Origin of the sequence: uncultured Agrobacterium sp. (genome assembly GCA_913777615.1) — a bacterium.
GTDB lineage: Bacteria > Pseudomonadota > Alphaproteobacteria > Rhizobiales > Rhizobiaceae > Agrobacterium.
The window spans coordinates 69,147-91,444 of the sequence record CAJYTK010000017.1 but is presented as its reverse complement, the minus strand read 5'-3'; the positions used below and the strand labels follow the sequence as shown (position 1 = coordinate 91,444).

General features: G+C 57.1%; 19 protein-coding genes. 11 read left to right on the top strand and 8 right to left on the bottom strand.

The features are described from left to right. The first annotated feature begins 16 nt into the window (after positions 1 to 16). Positions 17 to 796, top strand: coding sequence for a DUF3750 domain-containing protein (locus QZ862_RS14980; RefSeq protein WP_296073832.1), 780 nt, complete (start codon positions 17 to 19; stop codon positions 794 to 796). Here the strand turns inward: QZ862_RS14980 and QZ862_RS14975 are convergent. The 4 genes from QZ862_RS14975 to betI all read right to left on the bottom strand — a co-directional run bounded on the left by QZ862_RS14975 (position 739) and on the right by betI (position 6,141). Beyond that, a complete protein-coding gene (locus QZ862_RS14975; protein ID WP_296100769.1) occupies positions 739 to 2,148 on the bottom strand; it encodes a chloride channel protein in 1,410 nt (469 codons plus the stop codon). The genes QZ862_RS14980 and QZ862_RS14975 overlap by 58 nt on opposite strands. 160 nt (positions 2,149 to 2,308) lie before the next feature. Then, positions 2,309 to 3,961, bottom strand: a complete 1,653-nt coding sequence (gene betA / locus QZ862_RS14970; protein WP_296100768.1) for a choline dehydrogenase — start codon at positions 3,959 to 3,961, stop codon at positions 2,309 to 2,311. Positions 3,962 to 4,049: 88 nt separating this feature from the next. Next, complete coding sequence (betB, locus tag QZ862_RS14965; RefSeq protein ID WP_296037187.1) at positions 4,050 to 5,513, bottom strand: betaine-aldehyde dehydrogenase; 1,464 nt, start codon at positions 5,511 to 5,513, stop codon at positions 4,050 to 4,052. A 16-nt stretch (positions 5,514 to 5,529) separates the two neighbouring features. Then, positions 5,530 to 6,141 (bottom strand): transcriptional regulator BetI, encoded by a 612-nt coding sequence (gene betI / locus QZ862_RS14960; RefSeq protein WP_296017230.1) that lies wholly within the window; start codon positions 6,139 to 6,141, stop codon positions 5,530 to 5,532. A 323-nt stretch (positions 6,142 to 6,464) separates the two neighbouring features. Between betI and QZ862_RS14955 the strand changes: the two genes are divergently transcribed. The 3 genes from QZ862_RS14955 to QZ862_RS14945 all read left to right on the top strand — a co-directional run bounded on the left by QZ862_RS14955 (position 6,465) and on the right by QZ862_RS14945 (position 9,766). Further along, complete coding sequence (locus QZ862_RS14955) at positions 6,465 to 6,692, top strand: type II toxin-antitoxin system ParD family antitoxin (protein WP_296017232.1); 228 nt, start codon at positions 6,465 to 6,467, stop codon at positions 6,690 to 6,692. 182 nt (positions 6,693 to 6,874) lie between these two features. Then, complete coding sequence (locus tag QZ862_RS14950; protein ID WP_296101015.1) at positions 6,875 to 8,677, top strand: EAL domain-containing protein; 1,803 nt, start codon at positions 6,875 to 6,877, stop codon at positions 8,675 to 8,677. 102 nt (positions 8,678 to 8,779) lie between these two features. Next, positions 8,780 to 9,766 carry an NAD(P)H-quinone oxidoreductase gene (locus tag QZ862_RS14945; protein WP_296101013.1) on the top strand — a complete coding sequence of 329 codons (987 nt, stop codon included), beginning with the start codon at positions 8,780 to 8,782 and terminating at the stop codon, positions 9,764 to 9,766. Between the two features lie 354 nt (positions 9,767 to 10,120). Here QZ862_RS14945 and QZ862_RS14940 read toward each other — a convergent pair whose 3' ends face one another. The 4 genes from QZ862_RS14940 to QZ862_RS14925 all read right to left on the bottom strand — a co-directional run bounded on the left by QZ862_RS14940 (position 10,121) and on the right by QZ862_RS14925 (position 14,051). Then, positions 10,121 to 11,158, bottom strand: coding sequence for a sulfate/molybdate ABC transporter ATP-binding protein (locus tag QZ862_RS14940; RefSeq protein ID WP_296100766.1), 1,038 nt, complete (start codon positions 11,156 to 11,158; stop codon positions 10,121 to 10,123). Positions 11,159 to 11,169: 11 nt separating this feature from the next. Beyond that, on the bottom strand, positions 11,170 to 12,042 hold the full coding sequence (cysW, locus tag QZ862_RS14935) for a sulfate ABC transporter permease subunit CysW (RefSeq protein WP_296083520.1): 873 nt from the start codon (positions 12,040 to 12,042) through the stop codon (positions 11,170 to 11,172). Further along, positions 12,035 to 12,892: a sulfate ABC transporter permease subunit CysT gene (gene cysT / locus QZ862_RS14930; protein ID WP_296077558.1), complete on the bottom strand. Its 858-nt coding sequence runs from the start codon at positions 12,890 to 12,892 to the stop codon at positions 12,035 to 12,037. Before cysT ends, cysW begins: the two co-directional genes overlap by 8 nt. A 133-nt stretch (positions 12,893 to 13,025) precedes the next feature. Then, positions 13,026 to 14,051 carry a sulfate ABC transporter substrate-binding protein gene (locus tag QZ862_RS14925; RefSeq protein WP_296077556.1) on the bottom strand — a complete coding sequence of 342 codons (1,026 nt, stop codon included), beginning with the start codon at positions 14,049 to 14,051 and terminating at the stop codon, positions 13,026 to 13,028. 534 nt (positions 14,052 to 14,585) lie between these two features. Here QZ862_RS14925 and QZ862_RS14920 point away from each other — a divergent pair. The 7 genes from QZ862_RS14920 to QZ862_RS14890 all read left to right on the top strand — a co-directional run bounded on the left by QZ862_RS14920 (position 14,586) and on the right by QZ862_RS14890 (position 22,298). Continuing rightward, positions 14,586 to 15,353, top strand: a complete 768-nt coding sequence (locus QZ862_RS14920; RefSeq protein ID WP_296100765.1) for a phosphoadenylyl-sulfate reductase — start codon at positions 14,586 to 14,588, stop codon at positions 15,351 to 15,353. A 32-nt stretch (positions 15,354 to 15,385) separates the two neighbouring features. Further along, positions 15,386 to 16,339 carry a sulfate adenylyltransferase subunit CysD gene (cysD, locus tag QZ862_RS14915; protein WP_062425850.1) on the top strand — a complete coding sequence of 318 codons (954 nt, stop codon included), beginning with the start codon at positions 15,386 to 15,388 and terminating at the stop codon, positions 16,337 to 16,339. Continuing rightward, the gene (gene cysN / locus QZ862_RS14910; RefSeq protein ID WP_296100762.1) at positions 16,339 to 17,814 is read left to right on the top strand and encodes a sulfate adenylyltransferase subunit CysN; all 1,476 of its coding nucleotides are present in this window, start codon (positions 16,339 to 16,341) and stop codon (positions 17,812 to 17,814) included. The genes cysD and cysN overlap by 1 nt, the downstream gene beginning before the upstream one ends. A 403-nt stretch (positions 17,815 to 18,217) precedes the next feature. After that, positions 18,218 to 19,687, top strand: coding sequence for a glycosyltransferase family 2 protein (locus QZ862_RS14905; protein WP_296100760.1), 1,470 nt, complete (start codon positions 18,218 to 18,220; stop codon positions 19,685 to 19,687). A 37-nt stretch (positions 19,688 to 19,724) separates the two neighbouring features. Beyond that, the gene (locus QZ862_RS14900; RefSeq protein WP_296100758.1) at positions 19,725 to 20,426 is read left to right on the top strand and encodes a hypothetical protein; all 702 of its coding nucleotides are present in this window, start codon (positions 19,725 to 19,727) and stop codon (positions 20,424 to 20,426) included. A 481-nt stretch (positions 20,427 to 20,907) separates the two neighbouring features. Further along, complete coding sequence (locus QZ862_RS14895; protein WP_296100756.1) at positions 20,908 to 21,306, top strand: hypothetical protein; 399 nt, start codon at positions 20,908 to 20,910, stop codon at positions 21,304 to 21,306. Beyond that, on the top strand, positions 21,303 to 22,298 hold the full coding sequence (locus QZ862_RS14890) for a dihydrodipicolinate synthase family protein (RefSeq protein ID WP_296100754.1): 996 nt from the start codon (positions 21,303 to 21,305) through the stop codon (positions 22,296 to 22,298). Before QZ862_RS14895 ends, QZ862_RS14890 begins: the two co-directional genes overlap by 4 nt.

The following is a 22,298-nucleotide window of genomic DNA, read 5'->3' as shown; positions in this document are numbered from 1 at the left end:
TGCACGGGGCTCTCCATTGAAATTTGCCAAACGCTTTCTGGCTGCCGTCTTTTTCATCTATCTGCTGCCTGCGCTCGCTTCTGCGGGGTTATGGGCAATGAAGGATCACCCGACCGGTTATCGCAATGCGCGCTGGTCTTCCGCCGGCATTCTGCCCGAAGCGGCTTTGGACAAGCCAGCCGCAATCTATGTCTATTCCGCCATGACGGGTGGCTTCAAAGGATCAATTGCCAGCCATGCGTGGATCGTGATGAAGCCGGAAGGCGCCTCGACCTATGAGCGTTACGACAAGGTGGGTTGGGGGTCGCCTATTCGTCGCAACGCCTATGCCCCTGATGCTTATTGGTATTCCAACACGCCGAGGAAAGTCCTGGAACTTCATGGCGAGAATGCGCAGAGACTAATTCCGAAAATCCAGAAGGCGATTGCGGACTATCCTTATAGCAAGGCTGGTGGCTATCGTATTTATCCCGGTCCCAATTCGAATACCTTCATCGCGCATGTGCTGCGCAGTGTTCCGGAACTCGGCGTGGTGCTGCCGCCGGACGCGGTCGGTCGGGACTACCTGCCGAATGGCGAGTTCTTTCATATTGCCGATGACTGGAAGGATATGAGCGTCTCGCTGGGTGGGCTTTTCGGATTGTCCGCCGGTGTGCGCAGTGGCTTCGAGGTCAATTTTCTTGGGCTCGTCGCCGGGATCGACATTCAAAATCCCGGCATCAAAATCCCGGGCCTTGGCTACTTCGGCGTCAACTCGTTCGAACCGGCACCGGAGCGCAAGCCCGAAGCCGCATGAGCGTCACCCTCGTGATGCTCGGCTTCACTTGCGCGCCTTGCTCTTATGCCCTGGGCAATGAAGACGCGTGACAGACCGTGATAGAGCGGCTCGGGCGAAATCATGCGTGAGGTCAGGTAGCCCAGCATAGACGCGGCCATAATAGCGATGACGCCATCATGATTTCCTGTCATCTCCAGGATGATGACAAAGGCCGTCATTGGCGCCTGAACGACACCGGCGAAATAGCCAGCCATGCCGAGGATGGCACCGAGCGCGATGCTGCTGCCAAGAAGCGAAGATACCGTGCTGCCGAAACCCGCGCCGACGGACAGCGACGGCGCGAAGATACCGCCTGGGATACCCGATAGCATGGCGAGGAATGTCGTCATCAGCTTTTCGACAAAGAAGAACAACGGCGCCGCGTCACCCTCGACCGCCGCTCTTGCCTGTTCATAGCCGGTTCCGAAGGTGGCGCCACCGCTCAGAACGCCAATGACCGCCGAGGCCAGGCCGCACACGCCTGCAACGATCAGCATCCGCCTCAATGGAACCGTATGAGCCCAGCGGCGGATACGTTGCGAGGCGCGAAGCGCGCCAGCGCTGAAAATAGCGCCCAGAAAGCCGCCGCCGATGCCGCAGAGCAGAACGAGGCTCCAGTCCTTGCCCGTCTGCATCAACACCGCGCTGGTGCCGAAATAGGTGTAGCTGCCGACTAGACCGAGAGAGGCGAGACCGGATAGAATGACAGCGGTCAATACCAAGCCGTTGGCCCTCGACTGGTAGGACCGGCTCATCTCCTCGATGGCAAAGACGATACCGGCAAGCGGCGTATTGAAAGCAGCGGCAATACCTGCTGCCGATCCGGCAAGAATGAGGCCCCTCGCCTGCGCCATGCCACCCACGCGCGCCGCCAGAAGCATGATCGACGCACCGACCTGTACCGTCGGCCCCTCGCGGCCAATCGATGCGCCCGACATCAGACCGACGACAGTGAGGATGATCTTTCCAACGGCAAGCTTGATCGACAACAAACGAGACCGGTCTTCATCATGATGAAAATGGCGCGCAGCAATGGCTTGAGGAATGCCGCTTCCGCCGGAATTTGGAAACACCACCATGGCCAGCCACGCGCAGATGACAAAGCCAAGCGGCGTGATGACGAGCGGCAGGAGAAAGGCCCACTCGCCCGACGATGTCGTGGCGGCAAACATATGCTGCGCCCAGTCGGCAGCCTTTGCAAAGCCAACGCTGATCAGCCCCACCGCAATGGCTCCAAGCCAGAAAACGGCCCTGGGCTTCCAGATGCGCCATGAACCCCACATAACGCGGGATCGGCGTACCATTTTCATTTTTTTATAAGTGTCTGGCATGGCAAATTTCTGCATTTCAAAAGCTTGGTTTCTTATCGGTCCCGAAGGCCTCGATTGCAACCATGTCTTTGACAAATGCCATGCAAAGGCATTTTACGGCCCGCTCTCGATCATACGGAGACGGTTCCGCCTTGAGTAGAAACTGGCCTCATGGCCCCCCTTATCGATCGCTTACCTCGGCACGTGGATTGACCCAGGGCTCCTGGTTGGAGCGCGGCAGTGGTTGCCTTCCCAGAATGTGGTCTGCGGCTTTTTCTCCCGTCATGATCGACGGTGCATTGAGGTTGCCATAGGTCACATGCGGAAAAATGGAGCTATCGGCCACGCGCAGTCCATCGATCCCGATGACGCGACACTCCGGATCTACAACGGATAACGGATCGTCCTTGGCACCCATGCGGCAGGTGCCACAGGGATGGTAGGCGCTTTCCAGATGTTCGCGAAGGAACGCATCGATCTCCGCATCCGACTGGACCTTTTCGCCCGGCTGGATTTCCGGGCCGCGAAATTCGTCAAACGCCTTCTGGCTGAAGATCTCACGGGTGAGACGCACGCAACGGCGGAACTTTTCCCAGTCTTCGGCTTCACTCATATAGTTGAAGCGGATCACTGGGTCGTCCTTCGGATCGGAAGAGCGAAGCGTAACATTGCCGCGCGACTTCGACAGGTTGTAGCCCACATGCACCTGGAAACCGTGGCTCTTCGCCGCCGCCTTGCCATCATAGGAGATGGCAACGGGCAGAAAGTGGAACTGGATATCGGGCTGCTTCAATCCGGGTGCCGAGCGGAGGAAGGCGCAAGCTTCGAACTGGTTGGAGGCACCAAGTCCGCCCTTGGTCATAAGCCACTGCGCACCCGCCACACCCTGCCAAAACCACGGCAGCCACGAGTAGAGCGATACGGGCTTGGTGGAGACCTGCTGGAAATAAAACTCCATGTGGTCCTGAAGATTGGCGCCGACGCCCGGGCGATCCACTTTTACGTCGATGCCCATATCCTGGAGATGCTGTGCCGGACCGATGCCCGACAGCATCAGCAGTTTTGGAGAATTGAAGGACGAGGCGGAGATGATGACCTCACGATTGGCCGTGATCGTCTCGACCACGCCTTTTCGTTCGATCTCGACGCCTGTTGCACGACCGTTTTCGATCACGATCTTTCGGGCGAAGCCATGCACCAGCGTAACATTGCCGCGTTTAAGAGCGGGTCTCAGATAGGCGTTTGCGGCAGACCAGCGACGACCATCATGGATCGTCTGCTCCATCAGGCCGAAACCCTCCTGCTTGGAGCCGTTATAATCGTCCGTTAGCTCAAACCCGGCCTGGGCACCCGCTTGGATGAAGGCATGAAACAGCGGGTTCTTGACCGGACCGCGCTGAACATGAAGAGGCCCATCCGTGCCGCGCCAACCTGCCTCGCCGCCATGGCTATGCTCCATGCGCTTGAAGTATGGTAGAACATCCGCATAGGCCCAGCCCTGTGCTCCGAGTTCCTCCCAGCGGTTGAAGTCTTCGGCATGGCCACGAACATAAACCAGACCGTTGATAGAAGACGATCCGCCGATGACCTTGCCGCGTGGAGCGGTGATGCGGCGGTTGTTAAGATTGGGCTCAGGCTCGGAGAGATAGCCCCAATTGTAGCGCTTCATGCTCATCGGCCATGCAAGTGCTGCCGGCATCTGGATGAAAGGACCGAAATCCGATCCGCCAGCCTCGATGACGATGACAGAATACTTACCGTCTTCCGATAGACGATAGGCCATGGCTGAGCCAGCGGACCCGGAACCGACAATGACAAAATCTGCCTGCTGCATCTGTTATCTCTCTAGGTGGCGATACCCTGCTTAACAAGCGCGGGCTAACGGGACCGATTGGTCACTCCCCTGCTAGGGAGGTATCTGATCAATACGGAGCTTCGACTTTGCCGGTCGATACGTAGACCGTCTTCAACTCGCTATAATGATTGAGGGCTGCCGCCGAGTTTTCTCGACCAAAGCCGGATTGCTTGGAGCCGCCGAACGGCATTTCGACCGGGCACAGATTATAGGTGTTGATCCAGAGAGTTCCGGCTTCCAGCTGATCGACGACGCGATGCGCGCGTGACAGATCCGCAGTGAAAACGCCGCCTGCCAGGCCGAACTCCGTGGCATTGGCACGCGCGATGACCTCGTCCTCGTCATCGAAATCCAGCACGCACATCACCGGTCCGAAAATTTCCTCGCGGGCAATCGTCATGCCGTCCTTAACATCGGCAAAGACCGTGGGCTGGACGTAGAAGCCTTGGCCGGACACGTTGTTGGGGATGCCACCGCCGGTGACGAGTGTTGCGCCTTCCGCCTTGCCCTTTTCCATATAGGCCAGCACCTTTTCCTGCTGCGCTTTGGAGACGAGCGGGCCGATCTGGGTGGCCTCATTCATAGGGTCTCCGATGACCATGGCGTCGGTGCGGCTTTTCAGATTGTCGAGGAAGCGCTGCTTTGCGCCGCGCTGGACGAAGACGCGCGTCCCATTGGAGCAAACCTGGCCCGAAGAGTAGAAATTGCCAAGCATCGCGCCGCCGACTGCACTTTCGATGTCGGCGTCATCAAAAACGATGAGCGGCGACTTGCCGCCGAGTTCCATCGTCACATGCTTCAAGTGCCCCGCAGCGGCCGCGGCAACCTTGCGGCCCGTCGGCACCGATCCGGTCAGCGATACCTTGGCGACATCTGGATGGTTGACGAGCAGAGGGCCGGTGTCGCGGTCGCCCTGGATGACGTTGAAGATCCCTTTCGGCAGTCCCGCCTCGATGAGGATTTCAGCAATCTTCAACGCACCGAGCGGTGTATTTTCAGACGGCTTGAACACCATGGCATTGCCCGCAACAAGCGCGGGAGCAGCCTTCCAGCACGCAATCTGTTGCGGATAGTTCCAGGCACCGATTCCAACGCAGACACCCAGGGGAACACGCTTGGTATAGGCAAAATCGCCGCCGAGCGGGATGTAGTCGCCGTTCAAAGCGGATGGGGCTATACCGCCGAAGAATTCAAAGGAATCCGCCCCGGACGTCGGGTCGGCGACGATGGTTTCCTGGATTGGTTTGCCCGTGTCGAGCGTTTCCAGTTCGGAAAGCTCTTGGTTGCGCTCGCGCATGATGTCAGCGGCGCGGCGCAGAATACGTCCGCGCGCCGTCGGGCTCACCGCGGCCCACTCTTTCTGCGCGCGCTTGGCCGAAGCGATCGCTCGCTCAACGATGGCAGGCGTTGCCGCGTGAAGGCGTGCGATGACTTCGCCGGTGGCCGGATAGATGCTTTCGATCAGAGTACCGCTCTCGTCTTCAACATAGTCGCCATCGATGAAATGCGAGGCTTTGGGTTGGGCTTTCAAAGTCATGATCATGTCCTCAAAGATGTCGGGTGGACGTCTTGTTGTCTGAAAAGCGTTTCAACTGCATGTCGAAATAATCTTCGACCAGGGCTGGCGCTGCGGAGATTCCCAACGGTGCCGCTTGCAGGCTGTGGCGAATATAGAGCCCGTCAATGAGGGCTGCGGCCCCTTCCGCGATCCGCGCCGCATCGTCCGGCGGGCAAAGGCGGGAAAGACTATACATGATGTTCGAGCGAAGGCGCTTGGCATAGAGGACAAGAAGCCTGCGGGTTTCTTCGGAACGTTGCGCCTCCACATAAAAGGCGAGCCATGCGGCAACGGTTTCCTGGGTGAACTGATCGCTTTGAAACGAGACGCGCACGATGGCGCTCAGACGCTCGCGCGGTCCGGAGGCACGCATCAGGGCCGCGACTGCATCGCGTCTCAGATCGCGCAGCAGGCTGCGGATCGTTTCCAGCAAGAGCTGTTGCTTGCTGCCGAAATAATGGTGCGCAAGCGCGGCGGATACGCCCGCTTCCCGAGCGATGTCCGACATCGTCACATTCAGCGAACCATGGTGACCTATAGTGCGAAGAGCTGCATCGACCAGCGCCTTTCGCCGCAGCGGCTCCATTCCAACCTTAGGCATCAGCGATCTCCTTAGGTGATCTGTTTATTATTGATTGATCAGTCAATCAATAATAAATTCGAGGTCTCGGTGTTCTTTGCGCCATGTCAAGGCGAGCATGCGCTTTGGCTTTAAGACTGCAGTGAAGTTGGCAGACCAGACAGGCCTCGTGAGGCCGTCATTCGTCGCGCAAATGATGCCTCGTTTGGAACCGATGCACGTGCCTTGCGTTCATAAATACCTCCACCATGCGACTGACAGATCGACTTTGCCTCGATCGCCTCAGCGTGGAGGCTCATACGGTTGACGGAAAAATCCGCAGCTTGGTAATCGGGAGGACCACTATGCCAGTATTGACCGTATCGATCTCTCCGGAACAGGCTGCCCAACTCCACGAGGCAGTAGCATCCGGTGCCTATGCATCCAGCAGCGAAGTCGTCCGCGCGGCTCTGAAGCTCTGGGGGGACACGCACCAAAGAGAAAGGCGGGGGATTGCCACCGCGGCTAGAATGGATGGCGAAAGCGTCAATGTGGCGGAGCTTTACGCTTTCCACAACACTCAGAGGCGTTAAAGCCAAGCGCACCCATTTGGACGTATCAATCATCACCCGAACGTGCGGCATAAGACCGAGTGTTTAAGCTGTCATAGAAGTTTCACATCACGTAAAGTTTTCATTGAGGAGTTGTCGCCACAATCCTGCCAAAAAGACGATCCGGCGAAGCCGTAAACGGATCCGAAATGGTGGAGAAGCAAGTGATGTCGAGCAGTGCCGAGCAGAATGTCGTCAGACGGTTTGCCAGCGGTCAGATGATTTCAATGGCCAAGCTCGTTCTCGAGTGTGCCTTCCAGCCCATAGTTGAGACGACGACTGGGTCAGTATTCGGATATGAATCTCTGATGCGCGGTCATGAGCGCATCGGTTTTGCCAACCCGATCGAGCTGCTGGATCATGTGGAAGCCGAGGGACAACTCGTCGAGCTGGAGAAGATGATCGCCAGCCGCGCGCTTGCGAAATTTTCCACCCTTCCGGACTGCTCCTCTGCCACATTGTTTCTCAACCTGGACGTACGCCTGATCCGTCACGGCGACATCATTCTGGACAAGCTTCTGGAACAGCTGACGCAGGCCAAAATCCCTCCCTCTTCCATTTGCTTCGAGCTTTCAGAACGCTTCGACAATACCAGCGTCCCAGAGTTCGGCGCGCTCATCGACCGTATGCGCAAGGAAGGCTTCAAGCTGGCCATCGATGATTTCGGTGTTGGCCATGGCGAAATGAAATTGCTTTGCGATTTCGATGTCGATTACCTGAAGATCGATCGTTACTTCATTCAGGACGTTGAGCGAAATCCGCGCAAACGGCACATGGTCAAGAACATCGTCAATATTGCCCATGTGCTAGGCGTGCGCGTCATTGCGGAAGGCATCGAGACGGAAGGAGAGTTCCTGACCTGCCGTGAAATGGGTGTGGACCTCATCCAGGGTTGGTTCGTGTCCCGCCCGACCACTTTCGTCAAAGAGTTGCACGTCTCGTTTCCCCATCTCCAACTACTGGGCGACACTCGCCGCAATCGTCAGACGCTGGATGAAATCCTGATCCGCCGCCAGATCGAACATCTTCCCACAGTTTATGAAAACGACAGTATAGACAGCGTATTCGAATTGTTCCGGCGCAACCCGGAACAGGCCTTCTTCCCGGTTCTGAATGCCAATGGCGAGCCGCGCGGTGTGATCAACGAATACCATTTGAAGGAATACATCTATCAGCCCTTCGGCCGCGACCTGTTGAAGAACAAGGTCTATGAGAGAACCATATCGCACTTCGTTGATCGGGCGCCGATCGTCGGGCTGGATGCAGATGCGGATCGGCTGATGAATATCTTCGCCAATATGGGCGGCAGCGCCTGTGTGATCCTCACCGAAAACATGCGCTATGTCGGTGTCGTCTCCGCCGCATCGCTGATCAAGGTCATCAACGAAAAGCAGTTGAAGCTGGCGCAGGAGCAAAACCCGTTGACAGCACTTCCGGGGAACCGGGCGATCAGCGGCTTCATCGAGGAATCCTGCCGCGATAGCGACGAGGATCGCTTCTTCTGCTACTGCGATTTCGATAATTTCAAGCCGTTCAACGACAAGTATGGCTTCCACGTCGGCGACCACGCCATCAGCCTGTTCTCGGCGCTGATGAAGCGCTACTTCTTCTCCGGCGACTGTTTCCTTGGCCATATCGGCGGCGACGATTTCTTCATCGGCGTTCGTGACTGGACGACGGATGAGGTAACGGAAATTCTTGAGCGGTTGCTCGGCGACTTCCATGACGATGTCATTGCCCTTTATTCGGAAGAAGACCGGCTGGCAGGACAGATCAAGGGTTTCGACCGCTTTGGCAATGAGAGGGAATTTGCCCTTCTACGTTGCTCGATTGGCGTCGTTCAACTTCCCAAGGGCATGTTGATCGGCAACCCGGACGGAATTGGCGCGGAGATTGCCAATATCAAGAAAGCCGCCAAGAAGAGCGAAACCGGACTCGTCATCCACAGTCATGGTGAGATGAAATGACTGGAGCGGCATTACGTCTCCTTTTTTAATCCGCATAAGTGACCTAAGTCTAGCTGACAGTAGCAAGCTTTGAGGAGGCCACCCGTGTCACTGCCATCCACCATGCGTTTTGTCGATCTGCCCAACTTTGGCGGCCCCGAGGTCATGACGTTCTCGAATGGGCCTCTGCCCTCACCCAAAGCTGGAGAACTGCTGGTGAAGGTGCAGGCTGCCGGCATAAACCGGCCGGATGTGGCGCAGCGTCAGGGCAATTACCCCGCACCAAAAGACGCAAGCCCGGTTCTCGGCCTTGAGGTCGCTGGAGAAGTCGTTGCACTTGGTGAAGGCGTCAGTGATTTCCAGATTGGCGACCGGGTCTGCGCACTTGCCAATGGCGGCGGCTACGCCGAATATTGCGTGGTGCCAGCGGGCCAGGCCCTGCCGTTCCCCGCGGGTTATGATGCGGTCAAAGCCGCGGCCGTGCCGGAAACATTTTTTACCGTATGGGCCAATCTCTTCCAGATGGCTGGCTTGACCGAAGGCGAGAGTGTCCTGATCCACGGCGGCAGCAGCGGCATCGGCACGACGGCGATCCAACTGGCCAAGGCTTTCGGTGCCGAGGTTTACACGACCGCTGGCTCCAAGGAAAAATGCGCCGCCTGCGAGAAGCTCGGTGCAAAGCGGGCGATCAACTACCGTGAGGAAGATTTCGCCGCCGTCATCAAGGAAGCGACCGGCGGTAAGGGCGTGGATGTCATTCTCGACATGATCGGCGCATCCTATTTCGAAAAAAACATCGCCTCACTTGCGAAGGATGGCTGCCTGTCGATGATCGCATTCCTCGGCGGCACCGTCGCCGAAAAGGTGGATCTGCGGCCCATCATGGTCAAGCGCCTTACCGTGACAGGCTCGACCATGCGCCCGCGCACCGGCGACGAGAAGCGCGCCATTCGTGACGAGCTCGTCGAGCAGGTCTGGCCACTGCTGGAAAGCGGTAAATTGGCACCTGTCATTCATGACGTGATCGATTTCGATCAGGTTGCGGAAGGCCACCGACTGATGGAAAGCAGCGGCCACATCGGCAAGATCGTGATGCGAGTTAGTCAGTGATATCAGCTGCTTGGCGTCAGCGTCAGCGAAGCCCGCGGCTTTTCTGACATGACACTGCCGTTCATCGGCGATGGCGCCTTGTTCGGATTAAAACATCGATATAAGGGCGACCCCTTGCAATCGGCGCGAATCGGATTACCTTCATACTATGTTCAACGTAGAGAAAGGAAGGTGATCCAATGTCTAGTGAGATTTCGGTCTTCGTAGCAGGCAATGGAAAGGATTTGATTTTGACGAGGCAGCCCTCGGCCTGATCCGCCTTCCCTTCGAAGCGTTGCGAAACGTTTCGGGTCTGAAACAAGGACCAAACTCATGGAAGGGCCGCTCAAAGCGGCCCTTTTCCGTTTCTGCCTGTTACTTCCTAAAAACTTGCCAACGTGTCGGACGAAAGCGCACGTCGTTGCCAACCGACACGGATGCATCGAGCGGCACCTCGATTTCCAGATGATAGGGCTCGTGGCCATTATTGGCGATGTCGATTTCGGCGATGCGCGTCCCTGCCAGCCGGCGACAGGTCGTCACCTTGCCGTAGAGCGCTTCGCGTTCGTCCGTCAGCGCCACATCCTCCGGGCGGAAGAACAGGTCGCCCTCGCCCTGTCCAGTCTCGGCAATGCCGATGCCCTCTCCCTGAAACAGGATATTTCCGTCCCGAATTTTCACCGGAAGACTGGAGGATTCGCCAATGAAGGAGAACACGAAGGGAGAATTCGGCGTATCGTAAACATCATCCGCCGTACCGACCTGCTCGATCTTGCCCTGGCTCATCACCACCACACGGTCTGCCAGTTCCAAGGCCTCTTCCTGGTCATGGGTGACGAAGATGGTGGTATGACCGGTGCGGTCGTGAAACTCGCGCAGCCAACGGCGCAATTCCTTGCGGACCTTGGCATCCAAAGCGCCGAAAGGTTCATCCAGCAGAAGAACCCGAGGTTCGATGGCAACGGCGCGCGCCAGCGCCACACGCTGACGCTGGCCGCCGGATAGCTGGTTGGGATAGCGCTTTTCCAGGCCGGACAGATGCACCATGTCCAGCAGTTCCGAGACGCGTTTGCGAACTTCCGCCTTGGGCGGCCGTGTCGCAGACGGTCGCACCTTCAGACCGAAAGCAATATTTTCCGCCACCGTCATGTGACGAAACAGAGCATAATGCTGGAAAACGAAGCCGACATTGCGCTCCTGAACGGAGCGATGCGAAGCATCTTCATCGCCGAAAAAAATCTGTCCTCTGGTCGGCTGCTCCAACCCTGCGATCAGACGCAGAAGCGTCGTCTTGCCCGAGCCGGAGGGTCCAAGCAGCGCAATCAACTCGCCGGAGCGGATGTTGAGCGACACGTCATTCAACGCCGGGAAGCGGTCGAACTGCTTGGTGATACCGGAAACTTTCACTTCCATGGATATGCCCTTCAATGCTTGCCGGCAGCGTTGCCCGCGCCAAAGCGTATTTCGAGAATGGTTTTGAGAACAAGCGTGACGAGCGCAAGCCCTGCCAGCAGCGTGGCAACGGCGAAAGCAGCACCGATATTGTACTCGTTATAAAGAATCTCGACATGGAGCGGCATGGTGTTGGTCTCTCCACGAATGTGGCCTGACACGACCGATACGGCTCCGAATTCCCCCATGGCGCGGGCGTTGCAGAGAAGCACGCCATACAGCAGACCCCATTTGATGTTGGGCAGCGTCACATACCAGAAGGTTTGCCAGCCCGACGCGCCAAGTGAAATGGCCGCCTCCTCATCGCCGGTCCCTTGATCCTGCATCAGCGGGATCAGTTCGCGGGCGACGAAGGGAAAGGTGACGAAGATCGTGGCGAGCACGATGCCAGGTACGGCAAAGAGAATTTCAATGCCGTAGCTCTTCAGCCACGGCCCCAGCACGCTGTGTGAGGAAAACAGGATCACATAGACCAGGCCGGAAATGACCGGCGAGATGGAAAATGGCAGATCGATGAGCGTGATGAGAAACGCCTTACCCTTGAACTCAAACTTGGCGACGGCCCAGGCAGCAGCAACCCCGAAGATGAGGTTGAGCGGCACGGAAATGGCAGCCACGAGAAGGGTGAGACGAATGGCCGAGAGTGCGTCCGGCTCGACGATCGCTTCCCAGAACGCGCCCGTGCCTTTGCGGAAGGCTTCGAAGAAGACCGCCACCAGAGGCATGACGAGGAAGAGCGCGAGAAACAGAAAGGCAACGAGAAAAAGCGAAATCTTGGCGGGCAGACCCTCGCTTGCGGGGTCTCGGAACGGCTTTGAAGAAACGGACTGCGCTGTGTCAGGCATAACCGTACCTCTTGCGGCTCCAGGCCTGAATGAGATTGATGACGAAAAGCATGGCGAAGGAAATGATCAGCATGATTGTGGCGATACCGGTTGCGCCCGCATAGTTGAACTCCTCAAGTCTGATGACGATGAGAAGCGGCGCAATCTCCGAAACATAAGGGATATTGCCGGCAATGAAGATGACGGAGCCATATTCACCAACGCCACGGGCAAAAGCGAGCGCAAAGCCTGTGAGAATTGCCGGCACTAGACCCGGCAGAAGTATGCGCGTGATCGTCTGGAAACGGTTGGCCCCGAGTGTAGCCGCAACCTCCTCAACCTGCCGGTCGATTTCTTCCATGACGGGCTGCACCGTGCGTACGACGAAGGGTAGCCCGATGAAGATCAGCGCAATGACGATGCCGAGCGGCGTAAAGGCGATCTTGATACCGAGCGGTTCGAACAGCGAGCCGATCCAACCTCGATTGGAATAAAGTGTCGTCAGCGAGATGCCTGCCACCGCAGTCGGCAGAGCGAAGGGCAGATCCACGATCGCATCGATAAAGCGCCGACCAGGAAAGCGATAGCGGACCAGCACCCAAGCGATGATGACGCCGAAAAAGGCATTGACCAAGGCTGCCAGGAAGGCCGTGCCAAAGCTGATGCGTAGCGCATTCAAGGTTCTGCTGTCGGTCGCAATGGCGAGGAACTCGGCGAAACCGAGATGGGCGGTGGACCAGATGAGCCCACCAAGAGGAATCAGAATAATGAGAAAGAGATAGGTAATCGTGTAGCCGAGCGTCAGGCCGAAGCCTGGCAAGACGCTGGACTGCCGCCACTTCCATCCGCTTTGCGACGGGGTGTTGCTCATCGAGGCTCCGGGTAAACTAGTGGCTCAACAAGCCATCATATGCGCCATCGACCGGCCCTGAAGCCAGTCGATCTGTCCTGCTCCTCGCTGGGCAGACACAAGGCCTGCCCGGGCGGTTCGCTATATCATCCACTTACTTTCCGGGCTTGTAAATCTGGTCGAAGATTCCGCCATCGCCGAAATGTTCCGGCTGCGCCTTTGCCCATCCGCCGAAGATCGGATCATCGATGGTGACGAGCTTGATATCCGGCAGCTGCTTCAGGAGATCCTTGGAGACCACAGACGGATTGCTCGGACGATAGAAGTGCTTGGCCGCAATATTCTGCCCTTCGTCGGAGTAAAGGTATTGCAGATAGGCCTCTGCCACCTTGCGCGTACCCTTGGCATCGACATTGGCGTCGACCACGGCAACAGGCGGTTCCGCCAGGATCGAGATCGGTGGAACGACGATGTCGAAGGAATCTTCGCCAAATTCCTGACCGGCAAGATAGGCCTCGTTTTCCCAGGCGAGCAGAACGTCACCGATCTGGCGCTGGGCAAAGGTTACCGTCGAGCCACGCGCACCGGTATCGAGGACTGGGGCGCGCTTGTAGAGCTCGCCGACATAGGCCTTGATCTTGTCCTGATCGCCCTTGAACTCTTCATTCGCCCAAGCCCAGGCTGCGAGATAGTTCCAGCGCGCGCCGCCGGAGGTCTTGGGATTCGGCGTTACGATCTGGACGTCGCCCTTTACGAGATCGCCCCAGTTATGGATGCCCTTGGGGTTGCCCTTGCGGACAAGGAAAACGATGGTGGATGTGTAGGGCGAGGAGTTATGGGGTAGGCGCGCACGCCAGTCCGCATTGATCTTGCCACTGTTCTTGACGATGGCGTCAATATCGCTCTGCAGCGCGAGCGTGACCACATCGGCCTCGAGTCCGTCGATGACGGAACGGGCCTGTTTGCCAGAGCCGCCGTGCGACTGCTGGATCGTGACGTCTTCACCCGTATCGGCTTTCCACTTTTTGGCAAAAGCCTCATTGAAATCCTTGTAAAGCTCTCGTGTCGGATCATAGGACACGTTGAGGAGCTTGGTCTGGGCGGAAACCGGTCCTACAGCACCCAATGTGACTGACAGGCTAAGCGCGATTGCGCCAAGGCTGGAAAGAAATTTCGACATCACTACCCTCCTGGATGCGTACGGTCTCACACTAGCGTCTGAGATTGCGTGGTCAATCAGCTGCGATTTATTCGCAAAAGTGTTTCCCTGCCGCATCCTCCGGCAATATGAAAAACGCCGCGAACGGAAAGAATGATGAAACAAGTAATGCGCGGAATTCCCTAGATGCGCAAAACCAGTTCGCGATTTTGCTGCATTTCGCCCCATAAAGTGAGAAAAAATCGCTTCGCTGGAATGGCATTTCCGATTTTTTGCAGCAGCCCACCAATTATATATCAGCCAGCATCACGCGACGCCGGAAAAGAATTCTATAAAAATTACAGAAAATATCGCAATTCTCTTGCAATTGGTTGCGAACAACGTTTTATTGTGATCAGCGACTAGGAACAGATTCAATATATTGGGACTCTTTTGCGCGTAACTCTGCTGCAAGAGAGATATTTGCTCGTTAGCGCCTGAGAGAAGCACGAGCATTTCTGTAAAAGATGGCGTCTTTCGAAGATTATCGGGACAGTAAAGTTTCGGAATCGAGAAATGACGATAAACACGCCTCCGCAGCCCATACCCCAGCACGATATCACTTCGCTCGATGAAACGTTGAAGCATCTTTCTCTTGTCGAGAGGCTGGCCTTTGTCGCGGGGCTTGGGTGGCGGACTGTGTTCACGACGAGCCTCGGCATCGAAGACCAAGTCATCACAGCCGCAATCGGCACGCATCGCCTTCCTATCGAAGTGGTGACGCTTGAGACAGGTCGCCTGTTTGCAGAGACGGTTCGATTGATCGATGAGACGGAAGACCGCTACGGTCTGACGATCACGCGCTTTCATCCAGAGCCGGATGATGTCAGCGCTTATGCTGAAAAATATGGCTTGAACGGCTTTTATGAGAGTGTCGAGGCGCGCCACGCTTGCTGTCATGTCCGCAAGTTGATCCCGCTCGGCAAGGCACTCAAAGGCGCCGGCTTCTGGATAACCGGCCTTCGCCGAGGCCAGTCCGGCAACCGCGCTGCCACTCCTTTCGCCGAGTTCGATTCCGATCGCAATCTCATCAAGATCAATCCGCTGGCGGACTGGGACATCGAAACAATCAAGGCACATGTCGCGGCGGAAAACATTCCTGTGAACCCCCTCCACGAGCGTGGCTACCCTTCCATCGGCTGCGAGCCCTGTACCCGCGCCATCAAGCCCGGCGAGCCAGAGCGCGCCGGTCGCTGGTGGTGGGAAAATGACGAGAAGCGCGAATGCGGCCTTCATGTTGCCGAAGCCACGCAAGCCTCGCCAATCCCCGCCTCACGCCATTAACATTTCAATCAGTACATTGCCGGAGTTTTAAAATGTCCAATGCAGTTCCGGAAACGGAAGGCACCAGCGTCAGCACACCCAAGCAGCCGCTCGACCCCCACTTGAAAGCCCTCGAAAACGAAGCCATCCACATTTTCCGTGAAGTTGCCGCCGAGTTCGAGCGTCCCGTGATGCTCTACTCCATCGGCAAGGATTCATCCGTGCTTCTGCACCTCGCGCGCAAGGCATTCTTCCCGGGCCGCATCCCCTTCCCGCTTCTGCACGTCAACACCGGATGGAAGTTCAAGGAAATGATCGAGTTCCGCGACAATATCGTCAAGGAATATGATCTCGATCTGATCTCGCATACCAACCCGCGTGGAGCGGCGGAAAACGTGACGCCTTTCACCCATGGATCGGCGCTCTACACCGATATCATGAAGACCGAAGCGCTGCGCCAGGCGCTCGATGCCGGCAAGTTCGATGCCGCCTTTGGCGGTGCGCGTCGCGACGAGGAGGCCAGCCGCGCCAAGGAACGCATCTATTCCTTCCGCACGCCCGATCACAAATGGGACCCGCGCAACCAACGCCCGGAACTTTGGAACATCTATAATGGCATGGTGCGTCAAGGAGAAAGCGTTCGCGCCTTCCCTCTATCCAACTGGACGGAAGTCGATATCTGGCGCTACATCCAGGCAGAAAACATCCCGCTCGTTCCGCTCTACTATGCCAAGGAACGCCCCTATATCGAGCGTGACGGCATGATGATTCTTGCGGAAGACGAGCGGCTGGAACTGCAGCCAGGCGAAGAGGTGAAATATGATTCGATCCGCTTCCGCACGCTTGGCTGCTTCCCGCTAACCGGCGCGATCCACTCCGAAGCCACGACGCTGGACGAGGTTATCGCCGAGCTTGAAATTGCCACGGTCTCCGAACGGCAGGGCCGCGCCATCGATCGCGATCAGTCCGGCTCCATGGAAAAGAAAAAGCGCGAGGGTTACTTCTGATGACACAGATCTCCACGGCGCAATCCGCCACCATTTTGCCGTTCGTCGAGCCGGCAAAGACCGTCAAGGATACCCGCCCGCTTCGCCTCATTACCTGCGGCAGCGTGGATGACGGCAAATCGACCCTGATCGGTCGCCTGCTTTGGGACACAAAGGCGGTGAAGGAAGATCAGGCGGCGACACTGAAGCGCGATAGCGGCAAGCAGAATGATCTCGGCCTTCCCGATTTCGCGCTTCTGCTCGATGGCCTTCAGGCCGAGCGCGAACAGGGCATCACTATTGATGTCGCTTATCGCTATTTCGCCACCGACAAGCGTGCCTTCATCGTCGCCGATACGCCCGGTCACGAGCAATATACGCGCAACATGGCGACCGGCGCCTCGACTGCCGACCTCGCCGTACTTCTGGTGGACGCGCGAACCGGCATTCTAGAACAGACGCGCCGTCATGCCACGATCGCGGCGCTGATGGGCATTCGTCAGTTCGTGCTCGCCGTCAACAAAATCGACCTTACCAACTACGACAAGGCCGGTTTCGAACTGATCGCGCATGACTTCAAGGAGTTTGCGCTGTCGCTTGGCATCAAGCAGATCGTCGCCATTCCGATGTCTGCACTCAAGGGCGAGAATGTCGTGCTTTCCGGCAAGGCTTCGATGCCTTGGTATGACGGCCCAACACTTGTGGAAACACTCGAGCTCGCCACGGTCCGCTCCACACAGACTGGCGGCTTCCGTCTGCCTGTGCAGCGCGTGTCTCGTCCGGGCGAAAGTTTCCGGGGCTATCAGGGCACAGTTGCCGGTGGCGCGGTGAAGCCCGGCGATTCCGTCGTCATCCTACCGTCCGGCATGGTCGCCAACGTCAAGCAGATCGTTACTTTCGATCTGGTGCGTAATGCCGCTGTTGCTGGCGATGCCATCACACTGGTTCTTGATCGTCAGGTCGATGTATCGCGAGGCGATATGATCGTTTCTATCGATGCGCAGCCGCAGACGGGCCTCGCTTTCGATGCTCAGATCGTGGCATTGCAGCCCGGTGGCATCGAGCCAAACAAGCGATACTGGCTGAAAAGCGGCAGCCGCCGCCAGCGCGTCAGCGTTCAGCCCGTTACGCAGCTCGACCTTAAAAAAGGTCACTGGCAGGCGCATGATGAGACACTGCCAATGAACGCGATTGGCAAGGTTCGTCTGACGTTCGACGAAACTGCAATTTTCGACCCGTATGAACATAACCGTTCGACGGGCTCCTTCATCCTGATCGATCCCGACACGAACAACACCGTCGCGGGCGGGATGATTCTCGGCAAACGCAGCGATACGGGCAAAATTTCGGATGGCGAACGCGTTATCCTCTCTCTGCCGGCAGACCTGGCGGAAGCGCTACTGGCAGGCGAATTGCTCTCCGCCCGGCGTGATGAAATCGAAATCCGCAGAACGAGCGCTAAATCCGCCTCAAGACTATTGGAAGATATGGAATAAGGAAAAAGGCGCCGGACTGTCCCGGCGCCTTTTTTTTCGATTTCGCATTCGTCTGCGTCCTCGAAACGCATTGATATGTCTTAGATGCGTTTCGTTCGCTTTTAGATTTTGCCCCCAGCGTCGAACGGGACGGGTGCGCGCCTATGTTCTGAATGTCTTAAAAGACAAACATCCACAGTAGAACGACGACGAAGAACGGGACGCCAAGCGCCCATAAGAGTAGTCCTCTCAGCATTTTAATCTCTCCTTATATACCGAGATGAACTTCTTTCAGACGCAGAAGGTTCCTTGCGCAGCGAATTACCGAGCCACCACAGCATCGGAAATGCCGATCACAAGGTTCGTAAAAGCTTTGCCCGCTAACGTGGGGAGGAATAGAAATTCATCCGAAAGCTCGCCATTCATGCAATCTTCCGCAGCATTGATTTTCATGACCGGGCGTAATTGCGCGCTCTATGCGCCGCGTGCGATCGAGAGTGTCGCGAAGCAGACATTGAAGGACGTGCATATCCTCTTCATCGACGATGCCTCGGATGACGGTACCGGCGAGGCGGCCAGGGCATCTCTGGAGAGCCATTTTGCTGATCGACACACTCTCGTCGTCAATGAAACGCGCTTTGGAAAGGCGCGCAATGCTGCGGAGCATCTGCGCCCGCTCGTTGGTAATGCGACCTTCGTCGGTGTGGTGGATGCGGACGATCAACTGATAGAGCCGCGCGTTCTGGAAGGCATGAAGGCACTGTATGACGCCGGCAAGGACGTCGTCTGGACGAATTTCGCTCTGGATGATGGCCGTGTCGGCGGCAATGGTCCGCTGGACCCAAACCGCCCCCCGCGCTTACAGGGCTGGAAGACAAGTCACTTTTTCAGCTTCCGCGCCGAGCTCCTCGGCAATGTGCCGGATGACTACTTCAAGGATAGCGAGGGGGAATGGCTGCAGGCAGCCTGCGATATCGCGATTGCTCTGCCGATTCTCGACCAGACTCGCAGGTATCAGTTCCTCGCCTCGAATGCTTATCTCTACACGGCGACAAATCCGCTGTCGCACCACAATCTCGATCCGAACTCGCAGGGTCTGAATTCGACGATACAGCAAAAATCAGCGCATGCGGTGTTCAACAAGACACCGCTTCCGCTGACGCGGCCCGCGCCGGAGACTGAGCCGGCCAAAACGCCTTCCACCGTCGCCAAGCCGAAATCCCTGCACAACAAAAGTGAGCCAGCTTCCATGACTGCGAAATCCTCTCCTCAGACATGGAGCGATATAACGGGTAATCTCGTCGTGGCTGAAATGCCTGCGATCATCAATGCGATGGCCTATTGCGGGCCTCTGCGGTTGACGCCGGAACAGGTCTGGTCGCTTCGTGGCATTCTGTCGACACGCACCGACAATGCCGACATCCTCCACGTCGGCAGCACCCGTTCGGCTCTCACGCTGGCCTGCTTCGTCCGCGACACGGGGCGTCAGCTGACGTGCCTTTGCTCGTCTGAGGAAGAGGCTCAAGAACTCGACCTGCGCCTCAAGCTTTGCGGCTTCGGTGGCTATGTTTCGATTGCCGTTTCACAGCCGCAGGCCGTCGAGTTCGGCGACAGGAAGGGCATGTTCCCGGACGCTCGCGTTCTCGAAGCAGAGCCGAAATTCGATATGGTCGTGGTGGACTTCTCCAAGTCTGTTCCGTCCGAAAGCGCCGCGGTATCGCTTGCCGCACTTGCTCCCTATCTTTCGCCGCGCGGCTTTGCTTTCTGCCTCATGGCGGGAGACGCGGCTGCCGAGGCCGCTATAGCAGCGCAGTGGAAAGCTGTCGGCAGCGGACTGAGCTTCTGCGTGAACGCCATTGGCGGCTCCGGCCTGCTTGTCGTTGCCGGTCAGTAAACGAACGCCGGACACTCTTTTTGATTGAGAGATTATTGTGACCAAGAACCTTGCCGGAGCGCTGCGCTTCGATAGTCAGAACGACGTTGACGAAGACTTGGATCTGTCTGCGCAGGAGAGTTTGCTCAGTGGCGTTCTGCGCGAGCACTACAATCCCGACGCCCAGATGTCCCCCGTTCAGATCGAGGCTGTTTCTGCTGCGATCCGATCCCGTGGGCCCAATTGCAACATGCTGGTCTTCGGCCTTGGTAATGACAGTCCCTTATGGGCCAATCTGAACCATGACGGCTACACGCTTTTTCTCGAAAATATTCCCGACTGGATCGACAAGGTCAGAAGCAAGCATCCTGATCTGAACATCGACCACATGGATTATCCGACGACCGTAGACGCTTCCCTGAGGGACCCGGCTCTCACCGTACGTCAAGCCGTTGTGCCGGACAATATCAAGTCTCGCCGTTGGGATGTTATCCTTGTGGACGCGCCCATGGGATGGCGACCGGACAATCCAGGCAGAGCACTGCCAATCATCTGGACTGCACTTGTTGCTCACGACGACACGCATGTTTTTGTCGACGACTACGAGCGCGCCCTCGAGAAGCGCTATGCGGATTTCCTTTTTGCCGAAAGAGCGAAAAACAGAAGCGTGGTCCTTCCCCGGCCCGCAACCGCACGATTGAATGCCAGCGAGATGCTCTGGCTCTTCGGCATTTCACAGAGCCTCAGCGACAAGCGCTGAGACGAAGATCAGCCGTCCCATGTCTCGAAGCTTGCCGTGCGTCAGACCAAAAGAAGCCTGAGATGGCAGCGCGCATCAAGTGCGTTCGATGGAAATCTGGAGCAGGATTGAAATTCGCTTAGGTGAACTCTCGTCACCTGTATCGCAGGGATAAGCTGCTGCCTATGCCTTTGGGCAGGAACACGGCTTTAACGCCTAAACTGCCGGGGAAATTCGCAAAGCCCGAAGACGGATCATCGAGACAGCCATAGCGCGGCCGGTTTTTGCGAAACTTATGGTCCGGTTTTTATGCATTTTCGCTGATCTACAATCGCGGCAGCCCCTTGCTGGTGCGGCGATATTTGAGGCTACGATCAAAAACGACCACGCTGCGTGGGAGCTGCCGCCCTTATCTTTTCCTTATTGGCTAATGCCCAATTCGCAATCGAAATCCTACATCGATCAGCCCTAGATCAGTGTCTGTTCAACAGTAGTGAATTTCATGGCACACGGCGAACTCTCACTGTTCGATCTGAATGATCGCATTCTTCTTGGCGGAAAAGTTCGGGAGGAGCATGTCTGGTCTTATGTCAAACTGAGCGAAAGTCCCCTCTCAAGCCGGCATCACCCATCCAGCAAGCGCTTTAGCGCCCTACTGGAAGCCGGCGCAATCTTTGAGGCCCTCCTTCTTCTGGCGCAGGACCTGACCCCGCCCGCAGAGCTTTGCTCGTTTCAACGGGTCTGCGATGGCTGGGTTTGCGCCGCGGCGGCAAGGCCGCTGTCGAAGCCGGTCAGGGCACTGCATCAGACGCTAGAGGGGGCAATCTTTCTCACCCTGTTGAAGCTATCCAGCGCGACCACCCGCCCCCGCATTTCTTCCAAACAAGGCGCAATATCGTGAGCACACCACTTCTGAACGGCGTCATTACGCCTCTCGTCACTCCTTTTCGGGCAGGCGAAATCGATTATCTCGCCTTTGATCACCTCGTCAAATGGCAGGTGGAACAAGGCATAGCGGGCCTTCTTCTGCATAGCCTGACAGGCGAAGGCCCGACGCTATCGGCCAGCGAATGGCGCGCGCTGATAAGCCGCGCCGTGCAGATCAATAGAGGCCGTGCGGTCATCATCGTGCAGACCGGCACCTATTCGACGGAAACGACAATAAGCCAGACCGAAAAAGCGCATGAGTTGGGTGCAGATTTCGCACTCGTGGTACAGCCCTATTACAACCGGCCAACGCAGAAAGGCATCATTCACCACTTCGAGCAGATCGCCCACGCGACCCGTATCCCAATCATTCTTGACAACGACCCGCAGCATGCAGGCGTTGCGCTGAAGGATGAGACGATCGAAACGCTCCTGCAGATCCCGAACATCGTCGGCATTCTGGAGGATACGTCGGATGCGCGCACGGCGCAGTCTCCGTACCAAGCCATATTTGGACGGCCCCTCCATATGACCGGAGGAGAAACGAGTTCCCCCCTCACGCACCAACAGCGCGCCTGCTGCATTTCGCCAATGGCGAATGTGATACCCGATCTGACCGCGCGTATGCATCAGTTGCGTCAGGAAGGCGACGCCACTGGTTTCGGCGCCCAGATGAAACGGATCATCGAACTCGCCAATGCTTTGGAAAATGGTGGCGATGTAGCCTCACTGAAATATGCCGTTTCCTGTCTTCGCGGGATCGATAACGCGGTGCGGTTGCCATTGACGCGGGTCAATCCCGAGGCTGCCAGATCGATCGAACGCGCTCTGCGCGGTCTTCGCGTCCTGCGGCGTCGGCGCTATGCCAGCTCACTGGTTCAGGAAGCGCGCGTTGCAAGAGCCGGCTTGCAGCCTGCCATCTCGGCCGAAGCCCTGATCTCGAAATTACACTCATCGATCCTGTGA